This is a genomic window from Streptomyces sp. NPDC001922 (assembly GCF_042891165.1).
GTDB lineage: Bacteria > Actinomycetota > Actinomycetes > Streptomycetales > Streptomycetaceae > Streptomyces.
The window spans coordinates 133,089-149,534 of the sequence record NZ_JBIASV010000003.1 but is presented as its reverse complement, the minus strand read 5'-3'; the positions used below and the strand labels follow the sequence as shown (position 1 = coordinate 149,534).

General features: G+C 72.6%; 14 protein-coding genes and 1 pseudogene. 10 read left to right on the top strand and 5 right to left on the bottom strand.

Annotated elements, in window-relative coordinates:
• Nucleotides 1-1,236 (bottom strand): glycosyltransferase family 4 protein (locus ACFYYR_RS06155; RefSeq protein WP_388847465.1); only part of this gene is annotated, 1,236 nt, incomplete at its 3' end.
• Complete coding sequence (locus tag ACFYYR_RS06150) at nucleotides 1,233-1,772, bottom strand: hypothetical protein (protein ID WP_388847463.1); 540 nt, start codon at nucleotides 1,770-1,772, stop codon at nucleotides 1,233-1,235. The genes ACFYYR_RS06150 and ACFYYR_RS06155, both read right to left, overlap by 4 nt.
• Nucleotides 1,773-2,126: 354 nt before the next feature.
• On the opposite strand from ACFYYR_RS06150, the gene ACFYYR_RS06145 reads away from it, so the two are divergent.
• The 8 genes from ACFYYR_RS06145 to ACFYYR_RS06110 all read left to right on the top strand — a co-directional run bounded on the left by ACFYYR_RS06145 (nucleotide 2,127) and on the right by ACFYYR_RS06110 (nucleotide 10,553).
• The gene (locus ACFYYR_RS06145; protein ID WP_388847461.1) at nucleotides 2,127-3,230 is read left to right on the top strand and encodes an acyltransferase family protein; all 1,104 of its coding nucleotides are present in this window, start codon (nucleotides 2,127-2,129) and stop codon (nucleotides 3,228-3,230) included.
• Between the two features lie 240 nt (nucleotides 3,231-3,470).
• A complete protein-coding gene (locus tag ACFYYR_RS06140) occupies nucleotides 3,471-4,691 on the top strand; it encodes a saccharopine dehydrogenase family protein (protein ID WP_388847459.1) in 1,221 nt (406 codons plus the stop codon).
• 323 nt (nucleotides 4,692-5,014) lie between these two features.
• Nucleotides 5,015-5,341 carry an ANTAR domain-containing response regulator gene (locus ACFYYR_RS06135; protein WP_388847457.1) on the top strand — a complete coding sequence of 109 codons (327 nt, stop codon included), beginning with the start codon at nucleotides 5,015-5,017 and terminating at the stop codon, nucleotides 5,339-5,341.
• Nucleotides 5,342-5,625: 284 nt separating this feature from the next.
• Nucleotides 5,626-6,180 (top strand): hypoxanthine phosphoribosyltransferase, encoded by a 555-nt coding sequence (gene hpt / locus ACFYYR_RS06130; RefSeq protein ID WP_388847455.1) that lies wholly within the window; start codon nucleotides 5,626-5,628, stop codon nucleotides 6,178-6,180.
• 112 nt (nucleotides 6,181-6,292) lie between these two features.
• Nucleotides 6,293-7,558, top strand: a complete 1,266-nt coding sequence (locus tag ACFYYR_RS06125; RefSeq protein WP_388847453.1) for a hypothetical protein — start codon at nucleotides 6,293-6,295, stop codon at nucleotides 7,556-7,558.
• Entirely contained in the window at nucleotides 7,555-8,046 is a 492-nt protein-coding gene (locus ACFYYR_RS06120) for an NUDIX hydrolase (protein WP_388847451.1), read from the top strand. Before ACFYYR_RS06125 ends, ACFYYR_RS06120 begins: the two co-directional genes overlap by 4 nt.
• Before the next feature lie 199 nt (nucleotides 8,047-8,245).
• Nucleotides 8,246-9,721 carry an MFS transporter gene (locus tag ACFYYR_RS06115; protein ID WP_388847449.1) on the top strand — a complete coding sequence of 492 codons (1,476 nt, stop codon included), beginning with the start codon at nucleotides 8,246-8,248 and terminating at the stop codon, nucleotides 9,719-9,721.
• A gap of 280 nt (nucleotides 9,722-10,001) precedes the next feature.
• The gene (locus ACFYYR_RS06110) at nucleotides 10,002-10,553 is read left to right on the top strand and encodes a subtilase-type protease inhibitor (RefSeq protein ID WP_388847447.1); all 552 of its coding nucleotides are present in this window, start codon (nucleotides 10,002-10,004) and stop codon (nucleotides 10,551-10,553) included.
• A 383-nt stretch (nucleotides 10,554-10,936) separates the two neighbouring features.
• On the opposite strand, the gene ACFYYR_RS06105 is transcribed toward ACFYYR_RS06110, so the two are convergent.
• From ACFYYR_RS06105 to surE, 3 genes are all read right to left on the bottom strand, one after another.
• Nucleotides 10,937-11,368 carry an ATP-binding protein gene (locus ACFYYR_RS06105; protein WP_388847445.1) on the bottom strand — a complete coding sequence of 144 codons (432 nt, stop codon included), beginning with the start codon at nucleotides 11,366-11,368 and terminating at the stop codon, nucleotides 10,937-10,939.
• A 185-nt stretch (nucleotides 11,369-11,553) separates the two neighbouring features.
• On the bottom strand, nucleotides 11,554-13,605 hold the full coding sequence (locus ACFYYR_RS06100; RefSeq protein ID WP_388847443.1) for an amino acid permease: 2,052 nt from the start codon (nucleotides 13,603-13,605) through the stop codon (nucleotides 11,554-11,556).
• Between the two features lie 114 nt (nucleotides 13,606-13,719).
• Nucleotides 13,720-14,505, bottom strand: a complete 786-nt coding sequence (gene surE, locus ACFYYR_RS06095) for a 5'/3'-nucleotidase SurE (RefSeq protein WP_388847441.1) — start codon at nucleotides 14,503-14,505, stop codon at nucleotides 13,720-13,722.
• Nucleotides 14,506-14,941: 436 nt separating this feature from the next.
• On the opposite strand from surE, the gene ACFYYR_RS06090 reads away from it, so the two are divergent.
• Together ACFYYR_RS06090 and ACFYYR_RS06085 are read left to right on the top strand one after the other, a co-directional pair.
• Nucleotides 14,942-15,769 carry an alpha/beta fold hydrolase gene (locus tag ACFYYR_RS06090; RefSeq protein ID WP_388847439.1) on the top strand — a complete coding sequence of 276 codons (828 nt, stop codon included), beginning with the start codon at nucleotides 14,942-14,944 and terminating at the stop codon, nucleotides 15,767-15,769.
• A gap of 290 nt (nucleotides 15,770-16,059) precedes the next feature.
• A pseudogene (locus tag ACFYYR_RS06085) lies at nucleotides 16,060-16,446 on the top strand (hypothetical protein); the annotation flags it as partial.

The window sequence follows — 16,446 nt, the reverse complement described above, 5'->3', positions numbered from 1 at the left end:
CCCCACCCCCGGCCCTGGGGGGGGGGGGGCCCCGCCGCGGGGCCCGGGGGCGCCCCCCCCGCGCGCCCCGCCCTGCGCCTCCTTGGCGTCGAGCAGTTCCGTGAACAGTCCTTCCCACCGGGGCCGGATACTGGCCCGGTCGTAGCGGCGCGCCGATTCCGCCGCCCGGTTCCCCAGGTCCTTGCGCAGCGGTTCGTCCTCGATGAGCCGCCGCAGCGCTCCGGTCAGAGCGGAGACGTCCCCGTTGGGCACGAGCAGCCCGTCCTCGCCGTCGGTGACGATCTCGCGGGGCCCCTGCGGGCAGTCGAAACTGACCACGGGAACGCCGTGGCTCATCGCCTCGGCGAGCACCATGCCGAAACCCTCGTGGCGGGAGCTGAGCGCGAAGACCGAGGCCTTGGACAGCTCCTCCTCCAGCCGGGTGGTCCGGCCCATGAGCAGCACATGGTTGTAGAGGTGCTTCCGGTGGATCAGCCGGCGCAGCTTCTTGCGTTCGGCGCCGGAGCCGTAGATGCGCAGCTTCCAGTCGGGGTGGTCGTGGACGATCCGGTCGAAGGCCTTGATGAGCAGGTCGAACCCCTTGGCCTTCACCAGCCGTCCGGCCGCGACGACCAGCTTGCCGTCCAGCGAGGACGGGGTCCGGTCGCCGTCGTTCAGGGCGTTGGGGATCCGTTCGACGCGGACACCCGAGCCCGCCAGGACGCGGCGGTACGCCTCTTCGTCGGTGCCGGTGAGTACGGCGACGGCGTCGAGCCGCCGGTACCAGTGGTCGATCTCCCGGGTCAGCTCCGGCTTGTGCCGCGCGTAGTGCAGATGTTCCTGGGCGACCCGGACGACTCCCGTCGGGGCCAGCCGGGCGGCCAGCAGATTGAGCGCGGGGCGGGTGGTGACCAGCACCCCGCCGTCGAGGGAGCGCAGATAGCGGGTGAGCCGACGGTCGGTCAGCCGGTTGAACCGGTCGTGGCGGACCTCCGCGGGCGGCACCAGCCGGCTGGGGGAGCGCTGCATCCGCCGTTCCAGGGCGCGCCGCCACGCCGGTGCGTCGGCACTGCCGTCGACCAGCGGACGGAGCCGGATGCGCGGATCGAGAGGGAACGCCGGGGCGCGCCGTTCCCGGTGGACGCTGACGACCTCCACGTCGTGGCCCGCGTCGGCGAGGCTGTTCGCCTGGTTGATGACCGTGCGCACGGTGCCGCCGACCGTGAACGCGTTGAGCAGCAGGAAGCGGATCCTCACACGGCCTCCCGGCGGCAGGTGACGGAGAGGTTGTCCTTGACGGTGAAGTACGGCTTGACCCGGACGGATCCGGCCGTCTGCGCCGGGTAGGTGAAGATCTTCTTCTTGCCGCGGATGTCGTCCAGGTGGCGCCCGAGCCGTAGCTCGTCGGCGCCGGGAGCGGCAACGAGATAGAGGTCCCAGGTCAGCTTCTGCCCGTCGAACCCCGCGGCCAGGGCCTCGACGGGCAGCCCGGCGTCGAACCGGCCGCTCCGGAGGTGCGTCCCGGCCCGTACCTCGGTGCCGTACGCTCCTCGTGAACGGGCGACGAGCACGGCCGCGCTGCCGTCCGGGATCCTGCTGTCGTCCGGGACTTCACTGTCGTCGGGAATATCGCTGTCTTCCGGGACCGGTGTGTGCGCCCCGCCCGGCGGGTCGGCGACGAAGCCGACCACGCGGATCAGGCCGTCGCGCGGCCACACTTCCTCGATCTCGGCGTGGGCCGGTTCCTCCTCGGTGTCGCGGCCCGGCGCTGCGGGGGGCGGCTGGCTGTCCACGTGACGCGTTCTCCTTCGGGCGCTCGGCACTACGGCTCGGCACCAGGGCTCGGTACGGCGGCTCGTTACGGCGGAAGTGCAGGTCGGCTGCGGACCCTACGGCGTGCAGGGAAACTTCCGGGGGCGGGACGTGAGAGAACCTGCCCGCAGCGTGCGTATAACCCGAATGGGGCACCTCAATGCCCTGATGGGGCACCGGGATCCCGGTGCGGCGTTGGACCGGACGATTCGTTGTTCATCCTGGGATTCCTGTGATTTGAGGTGTCTATGGTGTTTATGGTGCCAGGGGTGGATCAGGGAGGCGCCGTCCCCGATGGTCCACGCGAGACCCGACGCGCCGACAGAGGAGGCTGTGTGACGCGAGGCGTGCCGGCGGTGCAGGGGACTGCCCGTGACCCGTTCTTCGACAATGCGAAACTGCTGGCCATCGTGCTGGTGGTGGTGGGCCACGCATGGCAGCCCCTGAAGGACAGCCATGCCATGTGGGCCGCCTACCTGTTCGTCTACATGTTCCACATGCCGGTGTTCATTCTGATCTCCGGTTACTTCTCGCGGAGCTTCGCCTTCCGCCCGAACCAGGTGAAGCGGCTGATCACCGGTGTCGCCGTGCCCTATGCGGTCTTCGAGACGGCCTACACGCTCTACGGCAACGCGGTGGACGGCCGGAGCAACGACCTCAGTCTGCTCTCCCCCTGGTATCTCACCTGGTTTCTGGCCGCGCTCTTCGTCTGGCGGCTCACCGCGCCCCTGTGGCGGGTGATGCGTGCCGACGTCGCGGTGGGGCTCGCCGTCGTCATCGCCCTGGTCGGCGCCGCCGGCGAGCCGGGTCCGGTGCTCAACCTCGACCGGGTCCTGCAGTTCCTCCCCTTCTTCGTGATCGGCCTGGTCATGCGCCCCGAGCACTGGGAGCTACTGCGGTCCCGGCCGGTGCGGATCGCCGCCGTCCCCGCCATGGCCGGTGCCGCGGCCATGGCGTACTGGGTGAAGGGGCGGATGACCGCCGAGTGGGTGTTCCACAGCCGCGGCTGGAGCGAGCTGCACGTGGCCTGGCCGGTCGGGGCGGCGATGACGCTGGCGATGACGGCGTGTTCGCTCGTGCTGGTGGCCGCCTTCCTGGCGTGGGTGCCCCGGCACGACACCTGGTTCACCCCACTGGGCGCGGGCACGCTCTGCGCCTATCTGCTGCACGGCTTCTTCATCCGTACGGCGGCATGGGAGAACTGGTTCGACGCGGCCTTCTGGCACACCCCGCTCGGCCAGGTCGTGGTGACCGCCCTGGGGGTCGGCCTGGCCCTGGCGCTCACCTCTCCGCCGGTGCGGCGGCTGCTGCGTCCGGTCATGGAGCCGCGGCTGGAGTGGGCGTTCCGCAACCGGGAACCGGCGGTGGCCGGGGGACTGCCCTCCGGGCGGCCTCCGGTCCCGGAGGAACGGCGGCACGCGGAGTCCGTGGCGAGCTGACCGCTCTGGCACCGTCAGCGGGCGCCGGTCCGTTCTCCCGGCGGTACGAGCGATGGTGCCCGGCCACCGTCGGGCCCGTCGGCCGGCGGTGCGGTGGAGGCCGGCCCGCGCGCGGTTGAAGGGTGTCCCCGGGTGACGGATCATTCCTGGCATCGGGCTCGGAGGTGCTGTCCCGGGCGGTGTCCGGAGTGCCGGCGGAGTGCCGGGCCGTGATCCGCTCCCGGGCGAGGAAGGACGGCTGTGAGGATTCTCCTGGTCGGCGCAGGCGGGGTCGGCACTGCCGCGGTGCGGATCGCCGCCCGCCGTGACTTCTTCGACCACATGGTGGTGGCCGACTACGACCCGGAGCGGGCCCGGGCGGCCGTCGGCTCCGTCGGCGACTCCCGCTTCGTCGCGGCCCGGGTGGACGCCTCCGACGAGGCGGCCGTCCGCGAGCTCCTCGCCGGCCACCGCTGCGACGTCCTGCTCAACGCGACCGACCCCCGCTTCGTCATGCCGCTGTTCCGCGCCGCACTCGACGGCGGGAGCCACTATCTGGACATGGCGATGTCGCTGTCCCGGCCGCATCCGGAGCGGCCCTACGAGGAGTGCGGCGTCAAGCTGGGCGACGAGCAGTTCGCCCTCGACGAGGAGTGGCGGGACCGCGGCCGGCTCGCCCTCGTGGGCATCGGCGTCGAACCGGGCCTCTCGGACGTGTTCGCCCGGTACGCGGCGGACGAACTCTTCGACGAGATCGAGGAGATCGGGGTCCGCGACGGAGCGGATCTGGTCGTGGACGGGTACGCCTTCGCTCCGTCGTTCTCCATCTGGACCATGATCGAGGAGTGCCTCAACCCGCCCGTCGTCTACGAGGCGGACCGCCCGGCCGGCCGGAAGTGGTTCACCACCGAGCCCTTCAGCGAACCCGAGATCTTCGACTTCCCCGAAGGCATCGGCCCCCTCGAATGCGTCAACGTGGAGCACGAGGAGGTGCTGCTCATCCCACGCCATGTCGAGGCCCGGCGCGTCACGTTCAAGTACGGACTGGGCAGTGAAGTCATCGGGACGCTCAGAACCCTGCACCGACTGGGCCTCGACCGGACCGACCCGGTGGCCGTCGGCCCGGTGGAGGTCGCCCCGCGCGATGTGGTCGCGGCCTGCCTCCCCGACCCGGCGACCCTCGGCGAGCGGATGCGGGGCCGGACGTGCGCGGGCACCTGGGTCAAGGGCAGCAGGGCCGGTACCCCGCGGGAGCTGTACCTGTACCACGTCGTCGACAACCAGTGGTCCATGAGCGAGTACGGCTCCCAGGCGGTTGTCTGGCAGACCGCGGTCAACCCGGTGATCGCCCTGGAGCTGATGGCCGAGAAGGTCTGGGGCGGAGCGGGGGTACTGGGCCCCGAGGCGCTGCCGCCGGGCCCGTTCCTCGACCGTCTGGCGTCCTATGGCGCGCCCTGGGGCATGCGGGAGCATCGCTCCTGACCCCTCCAGCAGTGTCCGGACCTCGATCAGGTCCTCCGGTTCCCAGTCCTGTCGCACCCCGGTGTTCTCCCCGGTCGTCGTGACCGGCGCAACGGGTCCACCGCCGGGCGTGACCGGCGACACGGGAGGAACGTGCGGGCGGTGGCGTGGGAGCGGGGCCCGCCGGGCAGGTGAACCGAGGGGGCGGAGTCCGAGCGCCGAGTGGGGGAACTGGATCAGTGGGTGACACGAGAGGTCGTGCCCGGCGGGTCGGCGAGCGTTCCGGAAGTCGTGGCTCCGGTGGGCCGTCGCCGGTTTCCTATTCGCTCAGCGAACTGTCCGCCGTGGCGGGGGAGTTCCGCGCCGCCGAGGGCGTCGAGGAGGAAGTGCAGCGCCTGCGGCGCGAAGTCGCGCAGCTCAAACGGGCGCTGGAGACCAGGCCGGTGATCGACCAGGCCCGCGGCGTGCTCATGGCCACCGGGCCGTGCACCGCCGACGAGGCATGGGCCGTGCTGCGCGACGCCTCCCAGCACAGCAACCTCAAGATGCGCACCATCGCCCGGCATGTGATCGCCGGCTCCCAGGGGGCCGTACTGGAGGAGCCCGCGGGGGCGGCGCTGCGCCGCGCTCTGCGGAGGATCCGGAATACCGGCCGGCCGGCCGGTTCCTGAGCGTTCCGGTTGCCCCCGCCACGGCCCGCCGACGGTGTCCCCGCCTGCCTCCGCGGGCCGGGAACACCGTTCCGCTCGTGCGGTTTCCGGCCCTGATCGGGTGGTGCGCCGCACCCACTGCTGCCCTGCCTTGCCCTGCTCCCTGTGATGCGACGGTTACTCAGGTGATGTAAGTTGACGAACTGTTGTACCCGCTCACTGACCATGTGCGGGGGAAGAAGGACCTGTGGTGCGGTCCGTCCAGGAGCGGTACGGATCGCCGGGAAGGCATCGGGGAACCGGCAGTGGCTTTACGGCAGGAACTCGCGCGCGTCCTGTTCCCGGGGGAACGGATAGCGGAACGGGTCCGGCAGCTCGGGGCGGAGATCACCCGCGACTACCGCGACCGGCCTCCGGTGGTCGTCGGCGTCCTCAAGGGAGCGGCGGCCTTCACCGTCGACCTGGGCCGGGCCATCGATCTGCCGATCACCATGGACTGGGTGGCCGTGTCCACCTACGGACGGGGCAGCACGGCCGGGGAGCCCCGGCTGCGCAAGGACATCGACGAGGACCTGACCGGCCGTGACGTGCTGCTCGTCGAGGACATCCTCGACACCGGCACCACGCTCGCCTGGCTGATGGCCCGGTGCCGCGAACGCGCTCCCGCCTCGGTGCACTGCTGTGTGCTGCTGCGCAAGCCGCACACCGTCACCGAGCCGGTGGTACCCCGCTACGTGGGGTTCGACATCTCCCAGCACTGGGTCGCCGGCTACGGCATCGACTACGCGGAACGGCATCGCAACCGCCGCGACATCCACGAAGTCCGCCTTCCCGCAGCCGTGTCCGCGCCCTCGTCCTGATGGAGCCCCGGCTCTCTCCGCCGGAGCCCCGGCCCGCTGTGCCGGTACCTCCTTCCCGCCGCGGCCCCCATGTGCCCCCGCGGCACTCGACTATGCGCTTTTTTGGAGTTCTGTGAACGCCTTCGACCTGGCCGTCATCGGTGCCGGGCCCGCCGGACTCGCCGCCACGCACCGGCTCGCCGGAACGTCGTGCACGGTGGCCCTCATCGACGGGGGCAAGCCCGTCACCGCACGCGACCGGTACGACGCCACCGACATGACGCGCGGCCACGGAGGGGCCGGCCTGTTCTCCGACGGCAAGTTCTCCTTCTACCCGTCGGCCAGCGAACTGTGGACCCTGCCCCGCACCGCGGACCTGCGCGCCGCCTACGACTGGACCTGCGGCCTGCTCCGCTCCCACGGGCTGGACACACCCCCGTTCCCCGCCGACCCGTCCGCCTACTCGGTGGGCTCCGGTGAGTGGATCCTCAAGGACTACCCCTCGGACTACCTCCCTCTGGACGCGCGCCTGCGGCTGACCGAGGACATGGTGGCCGCCGCGCCCGCCACCGTCCTCACCGAATCCGAAGTGGTGGGCGCCGCGTACGACAGCGCGACGGACACCTTCCGGCTGTCGCTCCGGGACGCCAAGGGGCAGGATTCGGAACTGGTCGCCCGGCGGCTCGTCCTGGCCGGTGGCAGATTCGGGCCGCTCGGACTGCCCGACCTGACCCGGGAGCGGTCCTTCCGCCGCCTGGAGGTCGGCTTCCGCATCGAACAGCCCGCGGAGCTGGCCTTCTTCCGGGACATGAAACAGCTCGACCCCAAGCTCCGCTTCCGCGAGGAGGACGCCGGCGTCGAGTGGCGGACCTTCTGCGCCTGCCGCGACGGCGAGGCAGCGCTCACCGAGACCCAGGGCCTGTGGACGGTGTCCGGACGCTCGGACTGCCCGCCCACCGGCCGGTCCAACGTCGGCTTCAACACCCGCATCCTGGACGAGGCGGTGGCCGCGCGGGCCATGGCGCCCGCGCTCGCCGCGATGGCCGACGAGGAGTCGTACTTCACGCTCCCCCTGGACGCGCTCATGGACCAGGAGCCGGAGGCCGTCGCGACCTTCGACCACGTCTACGGGCCGGAGCTGCGCGAGATCATGGTCCGCGGCCTGTCCCGTCTCGCCGCGGCCTTCCCGGAGCTGCGGGGCGAGGGGACCCAGCTGATCGGCCCCACGCTCGAAGGCGTCGGCTGGTACCCGGTGGTGGACGGTGATCTGCGGCTGCAGGACACCCCGGCCTGGGTCGCCGGGGATGCCTGCGGGCTCTTCCGCGGCATAGTCGCGGCCATGATCAGCGGTCACTACGCCGCGGCCTCGGCGCTGCGGGAACTGGAGGGCCTGGCATGACCACCCCGGCTTCCCCCGGCCGCCGGCCGGTCGTCGGCGTCGGAGCCCTGCTGCTGCGGTCCGACGGCGCGGTGCTGATCGGCCACCGGATCAAGGACGGGGAACCGCCGACCTGGTGCCTGCCGGGCGGCCACGTCGAGCCCGGCGAGTCCTTCGAGGAGGCCGCCGTCCGGGAGATCGCCGAGGAGAGCGGCGTCCACGAGGTGGCAGGCGCCCGGGTCTTCACCATGGCGCTCCGCACCGCGTCGGACCGGACCGAGGTCACCGTCGGCGTGGTGGCGCTCGCCACCGGCCCCGACCCCCGCACCGCACTGCCCGAACCCGAGGTCTTCGACCGCTGGGTCTGGGCCCTGCCCGACGCGCCACCCGGCCCGCTCTTCCCGGCCAGTGCCGCCCTGCTGGCCGCCTGGCGGGGCGAATCCGCCGGCCCCGGCTGGACGGTGTACCCGGCAGGGACGGCACCCGGGCACGGGCGAGGAGGCGGATGAGACGTCTGCCCACGGGCGGTACGCCGCCCCGCACCACCGCGGCGGCCCCGGAGACCGCCCACCGTCCGCACCGCGCGGTGCGCTTCCGGGGCCGCGGCGGGCTCGCCCGGTTCCGGGGCGGCGGTGATCCCCGTACGGCCCGCGGACCCGGTCGGACCGGTGGCCGCGGACCGTCCCCTTCCCACACCGAGGAGCCCAGGTGAACGCGAGTCCAGAGCCCACAGGTGACGCCCCCTTCACGTTCGACCGGCGGGCGTGGGTCAGACTTCTGGTGCTGTGCACGGCCATCCTCTTCGAGGGGATGAGCCTGTCGAGCATCAATGTGCAGCTGGCCGGAATCCATCGCGGTCTGGAACTGCGCCCGGACCAACTCCAGTTGGTGGCCGGCGCCTTCCTCACCACCTACGCCGGGCTGCTCCTGGCCGGCGGGAAGTGCGCCGACCACTGGGGGCGCCGACGGATGTTCCTGCTGGGCGTGGGGATCTTCGGGGTGAGCTCGCTGGGAGCCGCGCTCGCCCAGGAGCCGGCCGGACTCATCGCGGCCCGGGCGCTCCAGGGCGTCGGCGCGGCCGTCACAGCACCCGCCGCCGTGGCGCTGATCGTCACCGGCTTCCCGGAGGGCGGCCCGCGCAACCGCGCGCTCGGCGTGTTCAGCGCCATGGGCGCGGCGGGCTTCACCCTCGGCGTCGTCGTGGGCGGTGTGCTGACCGAGGTGTCCGGCTGGCGGGGGGCGTTCCTGCTCTACGTTCCGCTGAGCCTGTTCGTCCTGCTGGCGGCCGTCCGGGTGCTCGCGCCCGACGAGCGTCCCACGGTGCCCCGTACCCCGATGGGCTGGCCGTCCGCCCTGCTGATCACGGGCGGTCTGATCGCCGTGGTGTACGCCGTCGGGCGGGTCGGCGCCGCCGGGGCGCCCGAGCTCGCGATGGTCGGCGGCGCGGGCCTGGCGGCGACCGTCGCGTTCTTCGTCCTCCAGGCCCGGACCGCCCGCCCGCTGCTGCCGCTGCCGCTGGTCACCGACCGCCGGATGGCGGCGGCCTGTCTCGCGCTGGGCGGTGCCTTCGCCGGTGTCACGGGGTCGATGTTCCTGGTGGCGACCGACCTCCAGGAGCACCGCGGGTACTCCGCCCTGGTGGCGGGGCTCGCCTTCCTGCCCCAGGGGCTGGCCGTGGGCGCCCTGTCCACCCCGGCCGCCCGGCTGGCGAACCGCCGTCCCACGACGCTGCTGCTCCTGGCCGGCCTGGCCGTCATCGCCGTCGGGCAACTGCTCTTCACCACGGTCCGGGACGGTGCCTACCTCACCCATCTCCTGCCGGCGGCGATTCTGGTGGGCACCGGCATCGCGCTGGCCTATCCGGCGTCGGTCATGCTGGCCAGTGCCGCGGCCGCACTCCACGACCAGGGCACCGCGTCCGGCGCCCTGACCGCCTGCCAGCAGGCGGGCGGCGCCCTGGGGGTGGCGGCGGTGACCGGAATCCAGGCCCTCGCGCCCGGCACCTTCTGGACCGGTCCGTTCAGCCTGTGGGGAGCGTTCGGCTTCGTCGCCGTCGCACTCCTCGGCTGCTCCCTGCTGCTGCTTCCCCGGGCCCGCCGGACCGGGCGCGCTGTCGCGGAGATCCGCCGTCCGGACACGGGCACGGGTACGGACGCGGACCCGGCCGCGGAACGGACCCACTGAGCCGTTTCGGCCGACGCGGAACGGCCGGGGCGCGGGGGCCGGTGACATCGGGGCTGTTGGAGGCTCCGGTGCCGGACGGCCCGCGCCGGAACGGGCCGGTCCGGGGCTGCCGAACAGCGGCTCCCGGTGCCCCGCCGCACCGCCCCGGCCTGGACCGGTACGCGGTTCGGCCACGGGCGGGACGGGTGGTGTGTCCGGGACGGGGTGGGTCGATGTGCTTCCGTGGCGGGTGTGCGCAAGGCTCTGAGGGCCAGCTGACTTCCCGAGCGAGGGAGTTGAGATGCGACACCCGGCAATGAGGATCGCAGCAACTGCGGCGCTGGTGGCGGGCCTCGTCCCGCTGACCGGCGGCCCGGCGCACGCAGCGTCCGAAGAACCCGGACAGCCCGGACAGAGCGCCCGGTCCGAACAGTCCGCCCGGTCCGAGCAGTCGGTGCGGTCCGGGCAACGCGGACAGCCCACGGAGCCGGACGGGCCCGGCCGGTCCGCGCAGCCGCTGAGTCTGTTCGCGCCGTCGGCCATGGTGCTGACGATCGGCAAGGGCGAGGACCCGCAGACGGCGACGGTGGAGCGCGCGGTCACCCTGCGGTGCACCCCGACGGCGGGCGGGGACCACCCGGATCCGCGCTCCGCCTGCTCCGAACTGCGCGGTGTGAACGGCAAACCGGGCCTGCTCGTCAAGAACGAGCCGGGCCGCGTCTGTCCCTTCATCCACGACCCGGTGACGGTCACCGCGGAAGGGGTGTGGCAGGGACGCCGGATGAACTACACGGCGACCTTCGACAACAGCTGCATCATGCAGGGCAGGACGACCCAGCTGTTCGGCTTCTGAACGGCTCACCCCGCCACCCACCGGCCCGCCACCACCGGCCCTCCGCCTACGGGCGGAGGGCCGGCCGCGTACGGCGTGCCGCGCCTGATGCCGTGCCGCGCCCGATGCCGTGCCTCCCGGCCGCCGGAGCCGGGCGACACGGGGGCATATCGGGCGGACGGTGCGGACCGCCGGGATGGGCCGGACCGCAACGGACGGGGCGCACCGGAAGATTCCGGCGGATGGCGCGGAACGGTCGGAGCGGGCGGATCGGATGCCGGATGGATCCGGCTGAGTGGCCGGCCCTGCTGTCGGCCCTTGCCGCCGGCCGTGCTCGGGGATGGAGGTGCGTCCGAAGCCTCGTCGGGCGGACGGCGGCGCGCCCGGCCGTGCGGACACCCGGGTCAGAGCGCGACGTACGCCCGGATGCGCTTGCCGACGGCCTGCTGCTCGATCTCGAGGCGCCGGCACAGCGCCACCACGATCTCCAGACCGTGCTGTCCGACGCGCCCGGCGTCATGGGGGAGGACCGCCGGCAGTGCGGAGCCGGTGTCCCACGCGGTGATCCGCAGGGTGTCGCCCGTGATGTCGAGGTCCAGCCAGCAAGGGCCGGGCGCGTGCTTGAGCGCGTTGGTCACCAGTTCGCTGACGACCAGGCGCACGACGCCGACGGTCTGGGCGGTGACCGCCGCCCCACCCGCGGCCTGCGTCTCGGCGAGAAAACCGGCGGCGAAGTCCCGCGCCGCCGCGATGGTGCCCGGTCGTCCGTCGTATGCCGCGCTCGCGCACGACAACGGGGGCCCGCACTGTTCGCTGGGCGAAATGACGTGGGGCACCGGGCACCCTCCTTCTGCGCCGAATCCTGATGCGCGTGTCCGGTCCTCAGTGGTGCCGGTGATCGCGACATCCGTATACCCCGGTGCTGTGGATCCACGCCTGAATCTCTCGTTCCGCATTCCGTGTCGCCCGCCACAGCGCGGGCCCACCACAGGGACGGCCCCCGCCGCGGAGCACGCCCGGCTCAGGACCCCGTGTCGCCGGGACCGCCGGACGGCTGCCGAGGCCGGGACGGCGGCGGCTCCCCCCGCCGGACGGAACCGGGCGCCTGGCCGGGCGAACGCGCCGCGGCGTGGGCGGAGGAGGAGAGCCGCCACGGGACGCTCGTGACCATGATGCCCGGGGTGAACAGCAGCCGGCTCTTCAGCCGCAGCGCGGACTGGTTGTGCAGCGGCTGCTCCCACCAGTGGCCGACCACGTACTCCGGAATGATGACGTTGATCACGTCACGGGGGCTGCTGACCCCGATCGACCGCACGTAGCCGACGATCGCGCGGGTGATCTCCCGGTAGGGGGAGTCCAGCACCTTCAGCGGCACATCGATCCCCGCCTCCTCCCACTGCCGCCGCAGCTGCCGGACGTCCTCCGGCTCCACGGAGGCGGTGACCGCCTCCAGGGTGTCCGGCTTCAGGGCCCGCGCGTACGCCAGCGCCCGCAGCGTCGGCTTGTGGAGGGTGGAGACCGGCACCACGACGTGGATGCGCGACGGCGGCAGGTACTCCGCGCGGGGGTCGGTGACGGCCAGCTCGGCCGCGGTGCTGTCGTAGTGGCGCCGGATGCCGCGCATGGTCAGCCACAGCAGGACCGCCGCGGCGACGGCCAGCCACGCGCCTTCGAGGAACTTCGTCACCAGCACGATGGCCAGGACCAGGCCGGTGATCGCGGCCCCCACGCCGTTGATCACCCGTGCGGTGTGGATCCGGTGGCGCGCCGCCGGGTCCGCCTCGGTCCGCAGTGTGCGGTTCCAGTGCCGCACCATGCCCGTCTGGGAGAGGGTGAAGGAGGTGAAGACACCCAGGATGTAGAGGTGGATGAGGCTGGTCACCGAGGCCCGGTAGACCCAGAGCAGCAGCCCGGCCACGGTGGCCAGCGCGATGATGCCGTTGGAGTACGTCAGCCGGTCCCCGCGGGTGTACAGCTGCCGGGGCAGATAGCGGTGGCGCGCCAACACCGAGGCCAGCAGCGGGAATCCGTTGAACGCCGTGTTGGCCGCCAGGATGAGGATGAGCGCGGTGACCGTCTGGATGTAGTAGAAGCCGAAGCTCCCGTCGCCGCCGAACACCGCGGCGGCCACCTGCGCGATCACGGTGCGCTGCGGCGCGTTCTCGCAGTCGCCGGGAAAGCCCGTCAGCCGGCAGGTGTCGTCCGCGATGTGCACGTCGGAGATCAGCGCCAGCGCCGTCACCCCGGAGAACAGGACGATCGCGATCAGCCCCATCGCCGTCAACGTCGCCGCCGCGTTGCGGGACTTGGGCGGACGGAAGGCGGGCACCCCGTTCGAGATCGCCTCCACACCGGTCAGCGCGCTGCTGCCACTGGAGAAGGCGCGGAGGGCCAGCATCACCACCGCCGCGCCGGCGAGATCCGCGTCCCCCGGATCGGGGCGGATGCCGTAGCCGGCGCTCTGCGCCACCGGCGGGTCCCCGGCCGCCCAGCGGGCCAGCCCGATCGCACACATGACGAGGACCCCGAGGATGAACAGATAGGTCGGTGCGGCGAAGGCCCGCCCGGACTCGCGCACCCCGCGCAGATTGATCGCGGCCAGCAGCACCACGAACCCCAGGGCCAGGCCGACCCGGGCGTCGTGCAGTGCGGGCACCGCGGAGACGATGTTGTCGACCCCCGCGGCCACCGACACCGCGACCGTCATCACGTAGTCCACCAGCAGGGCGGCGGCCACCACCAGCCCGGAGCGCGGTCCGAGATTGGTGGAGACGACCTCGTACGAGCCGCCCCCGCTGGGATAGGCGCGGACCACCTGACGGTAGGACAGGACCACCACGGCCATCAGCAGCACCACGCCACCGGCCAGCCAGCCGGTGAGGTAGGTGTAGGCCAGGCCGCCGACGGTGAGGACCAGCAGCATCTCCTGCGTCGCGTACGCCACGGAGGAGAGCGCGTCCGAAGCGAAGATCGGCAGCGCCAGCCGCTTCGGCAGCTCTGCCGCGTGGGTCTCCTCGCTGCGCAGCGCCCGGCCGATCACCAGCCGCTTGACGATTTCTGCCGCTCTGGCCACAGCACGGAGCGTAAGGGGGGTGCGTGCCGTACGGGCCCGGGACACGGGCTCGGGTACCGACACCCTTCGACCGGTGGTACCGGACGGGCGGCGGAGCCGTCCGTAGTCCCGAGGTCAGCCGGTGGAGCCGGGCGCGATGTCCGGCAGCGGGGGCAGGCCCGCGGCCGGCGCGGCGGTGAGCGGATGGAGGACGGTGAGGGTGGCGAAGCCGCGGGCCAGGAGGTGCGTGTCGGTGTCCGGTTCCGGCGCCGGCGCGGTCTCCGAGAGCGTCATCCGCACAAAGCCCCGGCCCCGTTCGGCGACCGTCGTCCGCACGCTGCCGAACGGGGCGAGCCCGGCGTGGCGCAGTCCCCGGATCCGTTCGAGCGGGACGCCGGGCACGTTGACGTTGAACACCGGTGCCGCGATACGGGTCCGGTAGAGCAGCGGGAGCAGCCGCCGTGCGATGTGCGCGGCGCCCGCCCACTCCATGGGCGAGCCCACTTCCACGGAGACGGCCATCGCCGGAAGGCCGTTCACTGCGGCGGTGACGGCCGCCCCGACGGTCCCGGAGTGGACCACCGCGCGCCCCGTGTTCGGTCCGCGGTTGATGCCGGACAGCACCACGTCGGGCGGCGCGCCGAAGGCACCCTGAGCGGCGATCAGCGCGATGAATCCGGGCATCGCACGGACGCTGTGCGCGGCCACGCCGTCCAGTCCCGGCAGCCGCCGCCGCTCCACGACGACCCGGCCGTGCTCCTCCACGGCCGTCAGGGCGGCGCTGGAGCCGCTGGCCTCCGCGGCGGGCGCGGCCACCGTCACCTCGTGGCCCGCTTCGCGCGCGGCGAGGGCCAGCCACCGCAGCCCCTCCGACCCGATGCCGTCGTCGTTGGTCACCAGCACCCGCAGCGTCCCGCTCATCGGCCGGCTCCCGTCGGGGCGGTCCGCGCGCAGGCGCGCGGCGGGGTGTGACCGGGGCGGGTCGTGGCGGGGCCGGGCCCCCGGGAGGCCGGGGCTCCGGAAGGCGGGGCTCCGGAGGGCGGCCGCGCGCCGTTCGCCGGGAGACCGGCGCCGGGCGTGCCGCGCCCCGGGCGCTCGCCGGAGGCGGTGTGCGCCGTCACCACCGGAGGTCCGAGGGAAGCGGGGTGCCCCGGATTGCCTGCCATGCGCAATATTCTGCCTCTTTCGTGGGATATTCTCCCGGGCCGTGACGGGGGCACGCCGACGGATCCCCGGCTCCGACGGATCCCCGACGCCGACGCTCGCGCCGGCTCACGGTTTCCGCCACGGCCCGGTGTTCCGGAACGAGCTGTCCGGAACGCCGGCGAACCTCCGGACGGCACGAAAGGACCGCGTCATGGGCACCATCACCACCACGGACGGCACCGAGATCTTCTTCAAGGACTGGGGGGCCGGGCGTCCCGTCGTGTTCAGCCACGGCTGGCCGCTCAACGCCGACGCTTGGGACGAGCAGCTCCAGCTGGCCGCGTCCAACGGCTTCCGTGCGGTCGCCCACGACCGCCGGGGGCACGGCCGGTCCGGTCAGCCCTGGGACGGCAACGACATGGACACCTACGCCGACGACCTCGCACAGCTGATCGAGCGTCTCGACCTCCGGGACGTGACCCTCGTCGGGCACTCCACCGGCGGCGGCGAGGTGACCCGCTACATCGGACGCCACGGCACCGGCCGCGTCGCCTCGGCCGTACTGCTCGGGGCCGTCCCGCCGCTGATGCTGAAGACCGAGGCCAACCCGGAGGGGCTGCCGATCGAGGTGTTCGACGGCATCCGCGCCGGGGTGCGGGGCGACCGTTCGCAGTTCTACCGGGACCTCAGCGAGAGCTTCTACGGAGCCAACCGGCCCGGCTCCAGCGTGTCCCGGGGAGTCCGCGACGCCTTCTGGATGTGGAGCATGCAGGTCGGGTACAAGGGCGCGTTCGACTGCATCAAGGCGTTCTCCGAGACCGACTTCACCGAGGATCTGCGCCGCTTCGACATCCCCACGCTCATCGTCCACGGTGACGACGACCAGATCGTCCCCCTCGTCGCCGCCGGCGCGAAGTCGGCGAAGCTCGTCGAGGGCGCCACGCTCAAGGTGTACTCCGGGGCCCCGCACGGGCTGACCGCGGTCGCTCCCTTCAGGGACGACTTCCACGCCGACCTGCTCGCCTTCCTGAACCGCTGACGCCGGGGCCGTCGCCGGCCATGCGGTGCCCGCACCCCGGCCGACCGGGGCGGACAGCGCGCGGCGACGCGCCCTACCCCATCGTGATGACGCCGCGCCGCCGCGCCACACCGTCCAATGGGTGATTGTCGGCCGCCGGGCCACTCGTCCAGCCCACGAGGTCCCCCGAATGCTCACTTCTCCAGTGGTGCGGGGTCCTGTTCGGGCTGAGGGTGAGGACGTCGCCACTGCGATCCGATGTGCCGACGACGTGTCAGCCTTCGCAGCCTGCGGCGAAAGGAATCTGTCTCATGCGCACAGCCCGCACCGTTTTCGCATCAGCTGCCATCACCGTGGTTCTCGCTGTCACCAGCCCGGCCGCGAACGCCATGACCCTGTCCGACGACGGGGGGCGGGACTCGGAGTCGTCCTCCAGCCGCGAGCACGACGGCGATCACGAGAAGTCGTGGGAGGGGCGTAAGCCGCACGGTGGTATGCACACCGGTGGTGGTGCTCTGGCTCTGTCGTCGAAGGATGACGAGGACCACGGCAAGCAGTCCCGTGAGCGTGGGGACCATGAGAAGTCGTGGGAGGGGCGTAAGCCGCACGGTGGTATGCACACCGGTGGTGGTGCTCTGGCTCTGTCGTCGAAGGATGACGAGGACCACGGCAAGCAGTCCCGTGAGCGTGGGGACCAC